17 protein-coding genes are annotated in these 13,179 nt (G+C 72.2%); 1 reads left to right on the top strand and 16 read right to left on the bottom strand.

The genetic code is table 11. The annotated features are described in order from the left end of the window. The first annotated feature begins 68 nt into the window (after positions 1-68). Positions 69-674, top strand: coding sequence for a M23 family metallopeptidase (locus tag ADK41_RS36780; RefSeq protein ID WP_051843126.1), 606 nt, complete (start codon positions 69-71; stop codon positions 672-674). 20 nt (positions 675-694) lie between these two features. Here the strand turns inward: ADK41_RS36780 and ADK41_RS36775 are convergent, their stop codons facing one another. The 16 genes from ADK41_RS36775 to rpsP form a co-directional block, all read right to left on the bottom strand. After that, positions 695-1,252 (bottom strand): TetR/AcrR family transcriptional regulator, encoded by a 558-nt coding sequence (locus ADK41_RS36775; RefSeq protein WP_030824837.1) that lies wholly within the window; start codon positions 1,250-1,252, stop codon positions 695-697. Between the two features lie 91 nt (positions 1,253-1,343). Then, entirely contained in the window at positions 1,344-2,186 is an 843-nt protein-coding gene (whiG, locus tag ADK41_RS36770) for an RNA polymerase sigma factor WhiG (protein ID WP_030824834.1), read from the bottom strand. Positions 2,187-2,480: 294 nt separating this feature from the next. Beyond that, the gene (gene dprA / locus ADK41_RS36765; RefSeq protein ID WP_030824831.1) at positions 2,481-3,641 is read right to left on the bottom strand and encodes a DNA-processing protein DprA; all 1,161 of its coding nucleotides are present in this window, start codon (positions 3,639-3,641) and stop codon (positions 2,481-2,483) included. Then, a complete protein-coding gene (locus ADK41_RS36760) occupies positions 3,638-5,263 on the bottom strand; it encodes a YifB family Mg chelatase-like AAA ATPase (RefSeq protein WP_030824828.1) in 1,626 nt (541 codons plus the stop codon). The genes dprA and ADK41_RS36760 overlap by 4 nt, the downstream gene beginning before the upstream one ends. A gap of 1 nt (position 5,264) precedes the next feature. Beyond that, on the bottom strand, positions 5,265-5,666 hold the full coding sequence (locus tag ADK41_RS36755; RefSeq protein ID WP_030824825.1) for a YraN family protein: 402 nt from the start codon (positions 5,664-5,666) through the stop codon (positions 5,265-5,267). Positions 5,667-5,745: 79 nt separating this feature from the next. Further along, positions 5,746-6,054: a DUF2469 domain-containing protein gene (locus tag ADK41_RS36750; protein ID WP_003965949.1), complete on the bottom strand. Its 309-nt coding sequence runs from the start codon at positions 6,052-6,054 to the stop codon at positions 5,746-5,748. A gap of 53 nt (positions 6,055-6,107) precedes the next feature. Next, on the bottom strand, positions 6,108-6,635 hold the full coding sequence (locus tag ADK41_RS36745; RefSeq protein WP_030824822.1) for an NUDIX hydrolase: 528 nt from the start codon (positions 6,633-6,635) through the stop codon (positions 6,108-6,110). After that, entirely contained in the window at positions 6,625-7,401 is a 777-nt protein-coding gene (lepB, locus tag ADK41_RS36740; protein WP_030824820.1) for a signal peptidase I, read from the bottom strand. Before lepB (ADK41_RS36740) ends, ADK41_RS36745 begins: the two co-directional genes overlap by 11 nt. Positions 7,402-7,434: 33 nt before the next feature. Next, a complete protein-coding gene (gene lepB / locus ADK41_RS36735) occupies positions 7,435-8,442 on the bottom strand; it encodes a signal peptidase I (RefSeq protein ID WP_030824817.1) in 1,008 nt (335 codons plus the stop codon). Continuing rightward, entirely contained in the window at positions 8,354-9,421 is a 1,068-nt protein-coding gene (gene lepB, locus ADK41_RS36730; RefSeq protein ID WP_030824814.1) for a signal peptidase I, read from the bottom strand. Before lepB (ADK41_RS36730) ends, lepB (ADK41_RS36735) begins: the two co-directional genes overlap by 89 nt. Beyond that, positions 9,414-10,145, bottom strand: a complete 732-nt coding sequence (lepB, locus tag ADK41_RS36725; protein WP_030824811.1) for a signal peptidase I — start codon at positions 10,143-10,145, stop codon at positions 9,414-9,416. Before lepB (ADK41_RS36725) ends, lepB (ADK41_RS36730) begins: the two co-directional genes overlap by 8 nt. Before the next feature lie 45 nt (positions 10,146-10,190). Further along, positions 10,191-10,541: a 50S ribosomal protein L19 gene (gene rplS / locus ADK41_RS36720; RefSeq protein ID WP_004924850.1), complete on the bottom strand. Its 351-nt coding sequence runs from the start codon at positions 10,539-10,541 to the stop codon at positions 10,191-10,193. Between the two features lie 133 nt (positions 10,542-10,674). Continuing rightward, positions 10,675-11,508, bottom strand: coding sequence for a tRNA (guanosine(37)-N1)-methyltransferase TrmD (gene trmD, locus ADK41_RS36715; protein WP_030824807.1), 834 nt, complete (start codon positions 11,506-11,508; stop codon positions 10,675-10,677). Further along, positions 11,508-12,062 (bottom strand): ribosome maturation factor RimM, encoded by a 555-nt coding sequence (rimM, locus tag ADK41_RS36710; protein ID WP_030824804.1) that lies wholly within the window; start codon positions 12,060-12,062, stop codon positions 11,508-11,510. The genes trmD and rimM overlap by 1 nt, the downstream gene beginning before the upstream one ends. Positions 12,063-12,172: 110 nt before the next feature. Next, positions 12,173-12,412: an RNA-binding protein gene (locus ADK41_RS36705; protein ID WP_003973401.1), complete on the bottom strand. Its 240-nt coding sequence runs from the start codon at positions 12,410-12,412 to the stop codon at positions 12,173-12,175. Positions 12,413-12,414: 2 nt separating this feature from the next. Continuing rightward, positions 12,415-12,843 (bottom strand): 30S ribosomal protein S16, encoded by a 429-nt coding sequence (gene rpsP / locus ADK41_RS36700; protein ID WP_030824800.1) that lies wholly within the window; start codon positions 12,841-12,843, stop codon positions 12,415-12,417. Positions 12,844-13,179 lie beyond the last annotated feature (336 nt).

The following is a 13,179-nucleotide window of genomic DNA, read 5'->3' as shown; positions in this document are numbered from 1 at the left end:
TTGTCCACAAACGGCCGGTGGCCCACAGGTCCGGGCGGAGATCACGGATGTCCGGAAGGCTCGGCGGCATGCGAAAGAGTGCATTCACGAGGGCGTGTGCGCGGCTGGTCCTTCTGGTGGTCCTGACCCTGGCGGCGCTGTCGGCCCCGCCTCCGCCGGGCCTGTCGGCGGCATGGACGAAGGCGGCGGCGCCGGCGGACGAGGAGGCCGGGGCGCCGGCCGTCGGGCAGGTGTGGCCGGTGGGGGTGCGACCGCGGGTGCTGCGCGGCTGGGAGCCGCCGGCGACGGCGTACGGGCGCGGACACCGGGGCGTGGACCTGGCGGCTCCACCGGGGACGCCGGTACGGGCGGTGGCGGCGGGCCGGGTCTCCTTCGCGGGCCGGGTGGCCGGGAAGGACGTCGTCTCGGTGGAGCTCACCGGCACGGGCGAACCCCCGTTGCGCACCACGTACGAACCGGTCCGCGCATCGGTGACCGAGGACGACGAGGTGACGGCGGGCCAGGTGGTCGGCACGCTGGCCCCCACGGGCTCCCACTGCACGGCCCCGTGCGTCCACTGGGGCCTGCTGAGGGGTGACGTCTACCTGGATCCGCTCACCCTGCTGCCCCCGTGGCTCCTGCGCAGGGGGCCGTCGAGACTGCTGCCGGTACTGGGGGTGCCGGTGCCGGGGTGAGGGCCCGGGAACGCGCCCCGTCAGCCCCGCACGCCGCGCAGGGCCATCGCGACCGCCGCTTCCGTGATCGCGTCCGGGTGCTCCGCCGCGCCCAGCTCGATGCGGCGCACGGCCGCGTCGACCACGCCCTGGAGGAGCATCGCCGCGAGGCGGGGCTCGGCGTGGCCCAGGTCGGCCAGGGCCTCGACGACCATCGCGACGAGTCCGCCGTGGGCCGCGCGGATCTTCTCCCGGGCGCCGGCGTCGAGCTCGCTCGCGGAGATCGCGACCACGGCGCGGTGCCGCCGGTCCCCGACCAGTTCCAGCTGCTTGCGGACGTACGCCTCGATCTTGGCGCCGGCGCCGCCGGCGACCGCCATCGCCGCCTCGACCTCCGCCGCCCAGACCGGGAAGTCGACCTCGCACAGCTCCTCGACCACCGCGGCCCGCGAGCGGAAGTACTCGTACACGGACGAACGCGCGAGGCCGGTGCGCTCGGCGAGGGCCGGGAAGGTCAACGCCTCCGTACCGCCCTCGGACAACAGGGAGCGTGCCGCGTCCAGCAGGGCGGCTCGCTGCATCGACCGGTGCTCGGCCACGGAGGCCGCTCGAATCCTTGGCACGTCGTCCACTTTACGGACGCCCCGCCCGCGACGGCCAGGGGATCGGCCGGCTCTCCGCCGGGAGGGCTCAGCGGCCGAAACCCGCCAGCTTCGCGCGCAGCTGGAGCACGGACTTGGTGTGGATCTGGCTGACCCGGCTCTCGGTCACGCCCAGCACGTTGCCGATCTCGGCGAGGGTGAGCCCTTCGTAGTAGTACAGGGTGACCACCGTCTTCTCCCGCTCCGGCAGTGTGTTGATGGCCCGCGCCAGGAACCTCCGCAGCTCCCGGTCCTCGACCACCTCCACCGGATTGTCCGCGGCGGTGTCCTCCAGGGTGTCCATCAGGCTCAGCCGGTCGCCGCCCTCTCCCCCGACGTGCAGCAACTCCTCCAGGGCGACGACGTTCGCGAGCGACAACTGGCTGAAAACCGCGTGCAGCTCCTCCACGGCGATGCCCATCTCACCGGCGACCTCACTCTCGGAGGGGGTGCGCCGCAGCCGTGCCTCCAGCGTGGCGTAGGCGCGCTCCACGTTGCGCGCCTTCTGCCGTACCGAGCGCGGGATCCAGTCCAGCGCCCGCAGCTCGTCGATCATCGCGCCCCGGATGCGGGTGATCGCGTAGGTCTCGAACTTGATCTCGCGGTCGACGTCGAACTTCTCGATCGCGTCGATCAGTCCGAAGACCCCGGAGGAGACGAAGTCCGCCTGGTCGACATTGGGCGGCAGCCCCACGCTGACCCGGCCGGCCACGTATTTCACCAGCGGCGAGTAGTGCAGGATCAGCTGTTCCCGCAGCCGTTCGTCCCCCGTCGCCTTGTACGACCGCCACAGCTCGTCGAGTGTCGAGGGAGCGGGCGGCCGCACGCTGCCACCGTCGCGGGCGGCTGGGGGGATCGCCGCCCGGTCGGACCCGGAGGTGTGCTGGGGCATTCGTCGCCTTGTGCCGTTCTGCCGTGGACTGGTGCTGCCTGGGTGCGCTGTCCGTCCGATGTCTGGGTGCCTGGTCCTCGCCCGTCCTCGCCTGTCCGCGTCGGGGCTCTCGTGAGCGTAGCGTGACTAAGGCGTCGCGGTGTGCGAAGGGGCGAGGTGGGACCGTGCGCAGATTCGTTCCGGATACCGTCCCGCCGGGGCATGATCGTCGCTCTGAGTAATGGACGGGGTAGCCCAACTGGGTTGGATTCCCAGGGTTGTCGGGGGTTCCCCCGGACGGCCGAACACGCTCCGTCAGCGGGGTTCGGGGACGTCCTGGACCGGGATCATCGCCTGGCGCGTCAACTTCCAGCCGTCGTCGTGTCGTTCGACGTAACCAAGTGCTCTCAGTTCGTACAGTCTTGCGATCGCGTCGTCCGGGGTGGTCTGCGCGGCGAGCGCGATCTCCTCCGGCCGGGCCGTTCCGCGTCCCGGCAGCGCGGCGAGGACCTGCTGTCCGGCCGGGTCGAGCAGATCCCGGGGCAGCACCGGTCCCCGGCGTTCCGGTGCGAGTTCGCCCATGTCGCCGACGAGTTCGACGACCTCGTCGGCGTCGGTGACCAGCACCGCGTCCTGCCGCAGCAGTTCGTGCACCCCGGCGGAGAGCCCACTGGTGGCCGGCCCCGGTACTCCCATCGTGTGGCGTCCCAGCCGCCGGGCCGCCCGGGCGGTCACCAGGGAGCCGCTGCGGTGAGCGGCCTCGACGACGACGGTGCCCCGGGTGAGCGCGGCGATCACCCTGTTGCGGAGGATGAACCTGCTCGGTGTCGGATGGTCGCCGGGCGGCAACTCGCCGACGACGAGTCCCTGTTCCGCGATCCTGCCGATCAGCCCGGTGTGGCCGCGCGGGTAGGGCCGGTCGACTCCGCAGGCGAGTACGGCGATGGTGGCGCCGCCCGCGCCGAGGGCGCCGCGGTGGGCGGCTCCGTCGACCCCGTAGGCGCCGCCGGAGACCACGACCCAGCCGCGTTCGGCGAGGCCCGCGGAGAGGGTGGCGGCCATGTGCGCGCCGTACTCGGTGCAGGCGCGGGCGCCGACGACGGCGACCGAGCGCAGCGCCCACATCCGCAGGTCCGCTCCTCCGCGCACCCACAGTCCGAGCGGCCGGGCGTCGCCCAGGTCGTCGAGCTGCCCTGGCCATTGCGGGGTTCCGGGGCCCACGAAGCGCACCCCGGCGTCCCGCGCGGCGGCGAGGTCACTGCGCGGTTCGGCCCGCTCCGCCCGGGCCAGCAGCCCGGCCCACCGCTTACCGCTCGCTCCCGGCAGCGGATCCCCCCGTTCCCGCAGCCGTCGCACCACGGCGTCCACGCCGAGCTCCCGCACCCAGCGCCCGCCGGTCTCGTCACCGGGTTCGACGACCCGGGTGAGGAAGACCCGGCCGAGCAGTTCGCCGTCGGTTCCCTCCACGACGCTCACACCCCCGCCCCGATGGTCATGGGCACGCCGCGCGGGACGCCGGTGCGCAGTTGCAGGGCGAGGGCGACGTCCGCGGCGTCCGGCCGGTCGTGGCCGGCCAGGTCGGCGACGGTCCAGGCGACCCGCAGGACCCGGTCGAGCCCCCGGGCGGTGAGCACGCCCCGCTCCAGGCTCCGTTCGGCGTCGTCCATGGCGCCGGGAGCGGCGTGCCAGCGGCTGCGCAGCTCCCGTCCGGGGACCTCGCTGTTGGCGCGCCACGGGGTGCCGGCGAGCCGCGCCGCGGCACGGTCCCGGGCCCTGCGCACCCGGTCGGCGACCGTGGCGGTGCTCTCGCCCCGGGCGCCGCCCGCCGTCAGTTCGTCACGCGTGACGCGGTCGACCTCGACCCGCAGGTCGACCCGGTCGAGCAGCGGCCCGGACAGCCGGGCCTGGTAGCGGCGGATCGCCGAGGGCGGGCACTCGCACTGGTCGTTCGTCCGCGAGAACCGCCCGCAGGGGCACGGATTGGCGGCGAGCACCATCAGGAAGCGGGCGGGGAAGCGCACCACACCCGCGCTGCGCGCGATGACCACGTGCCCGGACTCCAGCGGCTGCCGCAGGGCGTCCAGGGCCCGGCTGCTGAACTCCGGGGTCTCGTCCAGGAAGAGCACGCCTCGGTGGGAGAGGGACACCGCTCCCGGCCGGGCCGTGCCGGGGCCGCCGCCGACGAGTGCCTGCATGGTGGCCGAGTGGTGCGGGGCGCAGTAGGGGGCCGTGTCGATCAGGGGTTTGCCCGGGGGCAGGAGTCCCGCCACCGAGTGCACGGCCGTCACCTCGAGCGAGGCCTGCCGGTCCAGCGACGGCAGGATCGACGGCAACCGCTCCGCCAGCATGGTCTTGCCGGCGCCCGGCGGTCCTTCCAGGAAGAGGTGGTGTCCGCCGGCCGCGGCCACCTCCACGGCCGTCCGCGCCGAGAGCTGGCCCACGACGTCCGCGAGGTCATGGCCCTGGTCCTGCGGTGCCGCGCCGACGCCGTGCATCCCGGTGTCCGCTCCGGTGCCCGGGGCGCGCAGCCCCGCCAGCAGCGGGTCGGGCCGCGTCTGCTCCTCGGCGTCCTCCTCCGGTACGGGCTCGTCGGTGAGCAACGCGATCAGCTGGCGCAGGCTGCGGATGCCCAGGACGGACACGCCCGGCACCAGCGAGGCCTCGGCGGCGGCGCACTCGGGCACCACCACCTGCTCGTATCCCGCGTCGGCCGCTGCCAGTACGGCCGGCAGGATGCCGCGCACCGGCCGCACCCGGCCGTCCAGACCCAGCTCGCCGATCATGACGAGGTCGCCGAGCACCCGCGGATCGATCCGTTCGGCGGCGCCGAGCACCGCGCAGGCGACCGCCAGGTCGAACCCGCTGCCGGCCTTCGGGACGGACGCCGGGCTGAGTCCCACGGTGAGTTTCTTCTGCGGCCACTCGCCGCCGGAATTGACCACCGCCGCCCTGACCCGGTCCCTGCTCTCCGTCAGGCTCTTGTCGGGCAGCCCCACCAGGGTGAAGGCCGCGACCCCGGGCTCCAGATCGGCCTGGACCTCCACGACCACGCCCTCGACGCCCACCAGCGTCACCGAGCACGTACGCGCGAACCCCATGTCAGGCCACCCCCCGGACGTGCTCGACCACGGGTGCGCCGCGGGCCGGCAGCAGCACGCCGACCAGGTCGATGCGCACCCCGCCGGGCGGCGCTCCCCCGTGTTCCTGGAGCCAGCGTCCGGCGAGGTCCCGCAGACGGTCGGCCTTGGCCGGCGTGACCGCCTCCATGGGGTGCTGGAAGGGGCCTGCCCTGCGGGTCTTCACCTCGCAGACGACCAGGGCGTCCCCGTCCCGGGCCACGATGTCGATCTCGCCGGTCCTGCCGCAGCGCCAGTTGCGCTGCAGGACCGTCATCCCGGCCTGAGTCAGCCGCCGTGCGGCCAGTGTCTCGCCGTACCTGCCGAGCGCGCCGCGTGCGCGATGTGCGTTCATGTCGGCACCACCTCCGGCGCCAACGGTCACGCGTTACGTCCGATGGAGTGGATCTTGGTGCGGAACTCGGCGGCTGTGGACAACTCCGCCACTCGTACGAGTGAGCCGGTCACCCGCCCGGCAGCTCCAGGTCGCTCTTGTTGAGCTCCTCGATGTTCACGTCCTTGAACGTCAGCACCCGCACCTGCTTCACGAACCGGGCCGGCCGGTACATGTCCCAGACCCAGGCGTCCGCCATCGACACCTCGAAGAACACCTCGCCCTGGACCGAGTGCACCTGCATCTCGTAGTCGTTGGTGAGATAGAAACGCCGCTCGGTCTCGATCACGTATTTGAACAGACCGACGACATCGCGGTACTCCCGGTAGAGCTTCAGCTCCATCTCGGTCTCGTACTTCTCGAGGTCCTCGGCGCTCATGGCATGTTCCCCTTCAGCCGTGCGATCCCACCATTGTGCGCCAGTCCCGAAAGTCACCGGACGATTTCGGTGTCCAAGGTCACGGGCCCGGCCGGGGGACCTTCGTCGAGCAGCGTGCGCAGCAGCTCGGCGAGTCTGGTCGGATACACCGTCTCATGTGCCCGAACGAGTTCCGGGTACGTCCACCAGCGTGCTCCGGCGACACTGCGCCGCTCCAGCTCGGTCAGCGCCGTGGCCGCGATCGCGGTCCGGGTGGTGCGGGCGAGGTAGTACCACTCGTCCTGGTCCCAGCGGCGGCCGGCGAACGGGAAGGAACACCTCCGCCGCCACAGCACGGGCCCGAGTTCGACCTCGGTGATGCCGGTCTCCTCGACGAGTTCCCGCAGGGCGGCCTGTTCACGGGTCTCGTCGCCCTCCACGCCGCCGCCGGGCGTGAACCACCAGTCGTCGGTCGGGTCGTCCGGTTCATGGCCGTGCAGCAGCAGGATGCGGTCCCGCGGGTCGAGCAGGACCACCCGGGCGACCCTGCGCGGTCCGCCCGTACCGGATTCCCCGGCCGCCGGGACGGGCTCAGCGGGCATCGGCGGCCCTCGCGTCGGCCCGGCCCCGGGACGCACCCGCCCACTTGGCGAGGGGCCCGTACGCGGCTCCGCCGAGAACGAGCACGGCACCGGCGATCACCAGCGCGACGACGGTCCTGAGCGGGCCCGGCGAGGAGAGCGCACCGAGCTGCTCGAAGCCGGTGGGCGCCTCGATCATGCCGTTCATCGGCCAGACCACGGCGTCGACCCTGGCCTGGACCGCGCCGCGGGAGACGGTACCGCCGGCGGCGTCGGTCAGGTGGGCCGTGGAGTCCAGCGACCCGGAGCGCTCGTCGCCGAGCAGGAACAGGCGCCCCTTCGGCACGGTCACCTCGGGGATGGCGCCGGACTCGGCCGCCGTGCCCTCGGCGAGGTACGGTTCGTCGATCTCCTCGCCGTTGACCTTCAGCTTGCCGTCCTGGCAGCAGGAGACCGTGTCACCCCCGACGGCGACCACCCGCTTCACCATGGGGAGGTCCGACCACGTCGTGTCCGTGAAGACGACCACGTCACCACGGCGGACGTCGCCCCCGTCGATGCGCTCGGCCAGCACCCGGTCACCGGCGCCGATCGTCGGCTCCATCGAGGGGGTGGGCACGGTGTACGGCCGGTACAGCACCGCTCCCCAGGCGAAGCCGCCGAGGAACAGCACCGTACCCAGAGCCACGGCCAGCCCGGACAGCCTTTGCCCGGCCCGGCCGGGCGCCCGGGCGGCGCCCGAGCCGCCGTTGCCGGGGACCGTACGCGTCGTGCTCTGACCACTCATGGGCGGCACCCTACCCGGCGGTACCGGACCGGGTCAGCCCTCCCGGCGGGCCTCTCCGGCGCCGTACCGCCGGCGCCGCCAGAGCACCAGCGGCACCGCGCCCGCGAGCGCGAGTCCCTGGGGCGCGGCCGCCAGGACCGCGGCGGACGACGATCCGGCGGCCAGACCGGGCTGGTCGAAGGTGTCCGGGACGGGCAGGTTGGTCCAGCGGTTGATCGGCCAGGCGATGACGACGGCGCGGCCGACGACCTTGTCCACGGGGACGAAACCGTCGTTCCTATCGGCCTGGTTGTACCGCGAGTCCCGGGAGTTCTGGCGGTGGTCGCCCATGACCCAGATGTGGCCCTCGGGGACCTTCACCTTGAACTGGCCGCCCTGGTCGTCCTGGCTGCACGGGGTGTTGCCGGGATACACGTACGGCTCGTTCAACGCCACGCCGTTGACCTTCAGCGGGCCGGTGCCCTTGCACTCGATCGTGTCACCGCCGACCCCGACGACCCGCTTGATCAGGTCCTTCTCCTCCGCGGACGGCATCAGGCCGATCCAGCTGAGGACCTTCTGCAGGGGGTTCGGGTCGGGCGTCGGCTCGCCCGCCAGCCAGTTGTCGGGGTCGTGGAAGACGACGACCTCACCGCGCTCGGGCTCGGAGCCGAACCAGGGGGTGAGCTTGTCGACGAGCACCCGGTCGCCCTGCTGGAGGGTGTTCTGCATCGAGTCGGAGGGGATGGAGAACGCCTGCACCAGGAACGTCTTGATCAGCAGCGCCAGCACCAGCGCGATGCCGATCAGGATCGGCAGTTCCTTCCAGAAGGAGCGGGGCTGCTTCGCCTGGGGGGTGCCGTCGCCCGGACCGCCCTGCGCCGTGGGGGGCTGCCCGTCCCCGGGTCCGTCGCCGCCACCCGTCGGGGAGCCGTCACCCGTCGGGGAGCCGTTCCCCGAGGCCACGAAGTCGTCAGCCGCCGGACCGGCCGCTTCCCCGGGACGCCCGCGGTGCTCCTCGCCCTCGCGCCCGGACCGTGCGCCAACCGCCGCATCCCCCACGCCAACTCCTCACTCTCTGCCGCCGCCCGCACCATGCCCGGCGCAGGCCCACCACTCCCATAACGAGCGGGAGTTCCGCAGGGCTCGGGAGCTGGACCATTCCATCGGGATCGTCCGGGGCAACCCTATGCGACAGCGGGGCGGCAGCGGTCGATCCGGACGCCGAGTCCGACACGGACGCGTAGGTCGTCGGCTCCTCCAGCATGCTCCAGTGGCCGAGCGGCCAGGCGATGACCATCGCCCGGCCCACCACCTCGTCCTCAGAGACGGTGCCGCCGTAGTCGGTGTCCTGGTGGAAACGCGAGTCGGCGGAGTTGGCCCGGTGGTCGCCCATCACCCACAGCCGCCCCTCGGGGACGGTGATGTCGAACGGCGTCGTGGACGGGGCGTTGCCGGGATACAGGTAGTCCTCGTCCAGGGGAACGCCGTTGACGGTGACCCGGCCCTGCTTGTCGCAGCACTGGACGCGGTCGCCGCCGACGCCGACGACCCGCTTGATGAGGTCCTTCTCGTTCTCGGACGGCAGCAGTCCGATGAAGGTGAGCCCCTCCTTGATCTGCTTGATCCCGACGGGGTCGTCCTTCTTCGGCGCGGTCTGCTCGTCCCGGAGCCAGCCGCCGGGATCCTTGAACACGACGACGTCCCCGCGCTGCGGCCTGGAGCCGAACCACGGGGTGAGCTTGTCGACCAGCACCCGGTCACCGATCTGGATCGTCTGCTCCATGGAGCCGGACGGGATGACGAAAGCCTGGACGAGGAACGTCTTCAGCACCAGCGCGATCACGACGGCGACCCCCACGAGCAGGGGGATCTCCTTGACGGCGCCGCGTCTGCGGCGCCGCTTGACCTTGCGCTGGAGCTTGCGCCGCTCCGCCCGGCTGCGTCCGGGGGCCGGGCCGGCCGCGCGGCGGGAGCCGGTGGGCAGCAGGTTCTCCGCGGCGTCGTCCGGGACACCGCGCGGCTTGCCGCGGTTACCCATGGGCGCCCTCCGCCGCGTTCGTCGCCGGGGCGGGCACGCGCGCATAGGCGTCGGGCCGGTGCAGCCGGGTGGCGTGGTCGAAGGGCCAGACGATCCCGTCGGCGCGGCCGATCACGCTGTCGACCGGGACCATGCCGCCGCCGGGCGAGCCGAGGTGGTCGCGGGAGTCGCTGGAGCGGCCGCGGTGGTCCCCGAGGACGAACAGGCGCCCGTCGGGCACGACGACGTCGAAGGCCACCGTGGAAGGGCTGTCGCCGGGGTAAAGGAAGCCCGACTCGTCGACCGACCGGCCGTTCACCCGGATCCTCCCCTCCCCGTCACAGCAGACCACGTGGTCCCCGCCCACCCCGACGACCCGTTTGACGTAGTCGGCGGCACCGAAGTACCCGGTTCCGTCGAACACCACCACGTCACCGCGCTGCGGCCCGGCCCCGAAGCGGTACGCCACCTTGTTTACGAGCACACGGTCCCCGACCCTCAATCCCTGTTCCATCGATCCGCTGGGAATCTGGAACGGCCGCGCCACGAACGTGTTCACCGCCAGCAGGAACACCAGGCAGAGCAGCAGGGTCAGGGTAATCCGTCCGCCGGGCAGCCAGGACGTGGGACGCGGCACCAACGCGGAACGCGACCGCCCCTCCGACCCCGCCGTCTCCGAGGTGTCCTCGGATCCGGCCGGGGGGAGGGAGCGGTCGCGCTCCGTCGGCTGTGCTTCGGTGTCCATCGGGGCCAGATGCTATCCGGCCGCGATATGACGCCGGTAAAGCACTCAGTTCTCGCGCTTCTCCTTGATCTTCGCCGCCTTGCCGCGCAGCTCGCGCAGGTAGTACAGCTTGGCGCGGCGGACGTCGCCCCTGGTGACGAGCTCGATCTTCTCCACGATCGGGGTGTGCACCGGGAAGGTGCGCTCGACGCCGACGGAGAAGGAGACCTTGCGGACCGTGAAGGTCTCGCGCACGCCGGCGCCCTGGCGGCGGATGACCACGCCCTTGAACTGCTGCACACGGGAGCGGTTGCCCTCGATGACGCGCACGTGGACGTTCACGGTGTCGCCGGGACGGAAGGCGGGGACGTCGCTGCGCAGCGACGCGGAGTCGACGGAGTCGAGCAGGTGAGACATTTCGTCTGCTTTCTTCGCTGATGCCGCAGGTCATCAACGGCAACTAGAGGCTGGGACCGATGCCGTGCGGTTCGGGGCGGGCGTCGTGTCCCCCTGCGGCAGGGGCGCGCGCCGGACCACGCACAGCAGCGGCCTATTCTTCCATGCCGCCGGTCCTGCGCCAAAATCGGCCGTACGGCTCTCCGGCGGGGTCCGGTTCCCAGCCCAGGATGGACAGCATCTCGCGGTCCTTCTTGTCGAAGGCCGCGGGGTCGCAGCGCTCGATGAGGTCGGGCCGGTTGGCGGTGGTCCGGCGCAGCGCCTCGTCGCGCCGCCAGCGGGCGATCTTCCCGTGGTGGCCGCTGAGCAGCACGTCCGGGATGCCGCGCCCGCGCCACCGCGGCGGCTTGGTGTGGACGGGGCCCTCCAGGAGGCTCGCCATGGCCCCGGGCGCGAAGGAGTCGTCGCGGTGCGACTCGGCGTTGCCGAGGACGCCGGGGAGCAACCGGGCGACGGCCTCCGTGACGACGAGGACCGCCGCCTCGCCGCCGGCCAGGACGTAGTCGCCGATGGACACCTCGTACACGGGCATCCGGGTGGCGTACTCGTCGACGACACGGCGGTCGATGCCCTCGTAACGGGCCGGGGTGAAGATCAGCCAGGGGCGCTCGGAGAGCCGGACGGCCAGTTCCTGGGTGAAGGGCCGGCCGCTGGGGGTGGGGACGATCAGGGCCGGCTCGCGGGAACCGGCCTCGTAGCCGTCCGCGAGGACCGAGTCGAGCGCGTCTCCCCATGGCTCGGTCTTCATGACCATGCCGGGGCCGCCGCCGTACGGGGTGTCGTCCACGGTGTTGTGCCGGTCGTACGTCCAGTCGCGCAGATCGTGCACCTGCACGTTCAGCCGACCGCGCGCGCGTGCCTTGCCGACGAGGGAGACGTTCAGCGGTTCCAGGTACTCGGGGAAGATCGTGACGACGTCGAGCCGCATCACGCCTCTTCCCCGGCGGCGTCCCGTGCGGAGGCGATCTCGGCGCGGTCGTCGATCAGGCCGGGCGGCGGGTCGATGACCGCGCGCTGCTCCTCCAGGTCGATCTCGGTGACGATCTCCTCGACGAACGGCACGTACACCTCGCTGCCGTCGGGGCGCTCGACCACGAAGAGGTCCTGGGTGGGCAGGTGCGAGATCTCGGTGATCCGGCCGACCTGCTCGCCGTCCTCCGTGACGACGTCGAGGTCGATCAGCTGGTGGTCGTAGTACTCGTCCTCGTCCTCGGGGCGCTCGTCCGGGTCGACGTCGGCGATGAGGAGGGTGTTGCGCAGGGCCTCGGCGCCGTTGCGGTCGTGGACGCCCTCGAAGCGCAGCAGGAGGCGGCCGCTGTGGACGCGGCCGGTCTCGATGGTGAGCGGCCCGACGGAGGCGGGGTCGGTGGTCAGGACGGCACCGGGCCCGAGCCTCAGCTCCGGTTCGTCGGTGCGGACCTCCACGGTGACCTCGCCCTTGATGCCGTGGGCGCGGCCGATGCGAGCGACTACCAGCTGCACTGTGCTTGATCTCCTGTCGAACTGCGACGAGCCCACTCACGGCTCGTACGACTGCGGGCCGGGGACGGCCCAGTGGCCTTCCCCGGCCCGAGCCGGTACTGCGTTCGGCGTCAGCGGACGTGGTCCACGTCGACGAGGTCGACGCGGACACCGCGGCCGCCGATGGCGCCCACGACGGTACGCAGGGCGCGCGCGGTGCGGCCGTTGCGGCCGATCACCTTGCCGAGGTCGTCCGGGTGGACCCGGACCTCGAGCACACGCCCGCGGCGCAGGTTGCGCGAGGCGACCTGCACATCGTCAGGGTTGTCGACGATGCCCTTCACGAGGTGCTCGAGAGCCTCCTCGAGCATGCTCAGGCCTCGGTCGACGCAGACGAAGAGGACTCAGCGGCCGCCTCGTCCTTCTTCTCAGCCTTCTTCTTCTGGGTGATCGCCTCACCCTTGCCCTCGTCGTCGCCGCCGAGCGCCTCGAAGGACGGGCGGGCCGACTTCTCGGCGGGCTGGAGCAGCGGAGCCGGGGCGGGCTCGCCCTTGAACTTCTGCCAGTCGCCGGTCTTCTTCAGGATGGCGAGCACGGGCTCGGTCGGCTGGGCGCCGACACCGAGCCAGTACGCCACGCGCTCGGCGTCGACCTCCATCACCGACGGGTTGTACGTCGGGTGGTACTTGCCGATCTCCTCGATGGCCCGGCCGTCACGGCGGGTACGGGAGTCGGCGACGACGATGCGGTAGTGAGGCGAACGGATCTTGCCCAGACGCTTCAGCTTGATCTTGACTGCCACGGGAGTGGGTTCTCCTGAAATTGACGTGGTGGGGCACGGCGGGATGTGCCGCGTGGGGTTGCGGTACCCGAGTGCCCGATGGACGCGTCAGCCGGAGGAGAGAGGGGTCCTGTGCGACTGTCGAGTACAGCTAGCCATTGTGCCACACCCCGTGGGACGCGCTTCACCGAGGGAGTGCGGGAAAGTGGGCACGCCGGAGGGGTGTCCGTCGTCCCGGTGACCGCGCGGCGGGTGCGCCGCTCGGCGCAGACGAGGCGCCGCCGCGCCCGCCCGTGCCGCTCCGGGTACGCCTCTCCCGGAGCCCTTTCGGGCTCCGGGAGAGGCACGGGTGCCGGC

The organism is Streptomyces caelestis (assembly GCF_001279005.1).
GTDB lineage: Bacteria > Actinomycetota > Actinomycetes > Streptomycetales > Streptomycetaceae > Streptomyces > Streptomyces heliomycini.
Note: the sequence above shows the minus strand (reverse complement) of the source record. Positions and strands in the feature narration are given on the sequence as shown.

What these genes read in the sequence shown, in the direction of transcription:
- ADK41_RS36780 (WP_051843126.1), top strand. Translation starts at nt 69, where the DNA reads ATGCGAAAGAGTGCATTCACGAGGGCGTGTGCGCGGCTGGTCCTTCTG.
- whiG (WP_030824834.1), bottom strand. Translation starts at nt 2,186, where the DNA reads ATGCCCCAGCACACCTCCGGGTCCGACCGGGCGGCGATCCCCCCAGCC.
- ADK41_RS36760 (WP_030824828.1), bottom strand. Translation starts at nt 5,263, where the DNA reads ATGGGGTTCGCGCGTACGTGCTCGGTGACGCTGGTGGGCGTCGAGGGC.
- ADK41_RS36750 (WP_003965949.1), bottom strand. Translation starts at nt 6,054, where the DNA reads ATGAGCGCCGAGGACCTCGAGAAGTACGAGACCGAGATGGAGCTGAAG.
- ADK41_RS36745 (WP_030824822.1), bottom strand. Translation starts at nt 6,635, where the DNA reads ATGCCCGCTGAGCCCGTCCCGGCGGCCGGGGAATCCGGTACGGGCGGA.
- lepB (WP_030824820.1), bottom strand. Translation starts at nt 7,401, where the DNA reads ATGAGTGGTCAGAGCACGACGCGTACGGTCCCCGGCAACGGCGGCTCG.
- lepB (WP_030824814.1), bottom strand. Translation starts at nt 9,421, where the DNA reads ATGGGTAACCGCGGCAAGCCGCGCGGTGTCCCGGACGACGCCGCGGAG.
- lepB (WP_030824811.1), bottom strand. Translation starts at nt 10,145, where the DNA reads ATGGACACCGAAGCACAGCCGACGGAGCGCGACCGCTCCCTCCCCCCG.
- rplS (WP_004924850.1), bottom strand. Translation starts at nt 10,541, where the DNA reads ATGTCTCACCTGCTCGACTCCGTCGACTCCGCGTCGCTGCGCAGCGAC.
- trmD (WP_030824807.1), bottom strand. Translation starts at nt 11,508, where the DNA reads ATGCGGCTCGACGTCGTCACGATCTTCCCCGAGTACCTGGAACCGCTG.
- ADK41_RS36705 (WP_003973401.1), bottom strand. Translation starts at nt 12,412, where the DNA reads ATGCTCGAGGAGGCTCTCGAGCACCTCGTGAAGGGCATCGTCGACAAC.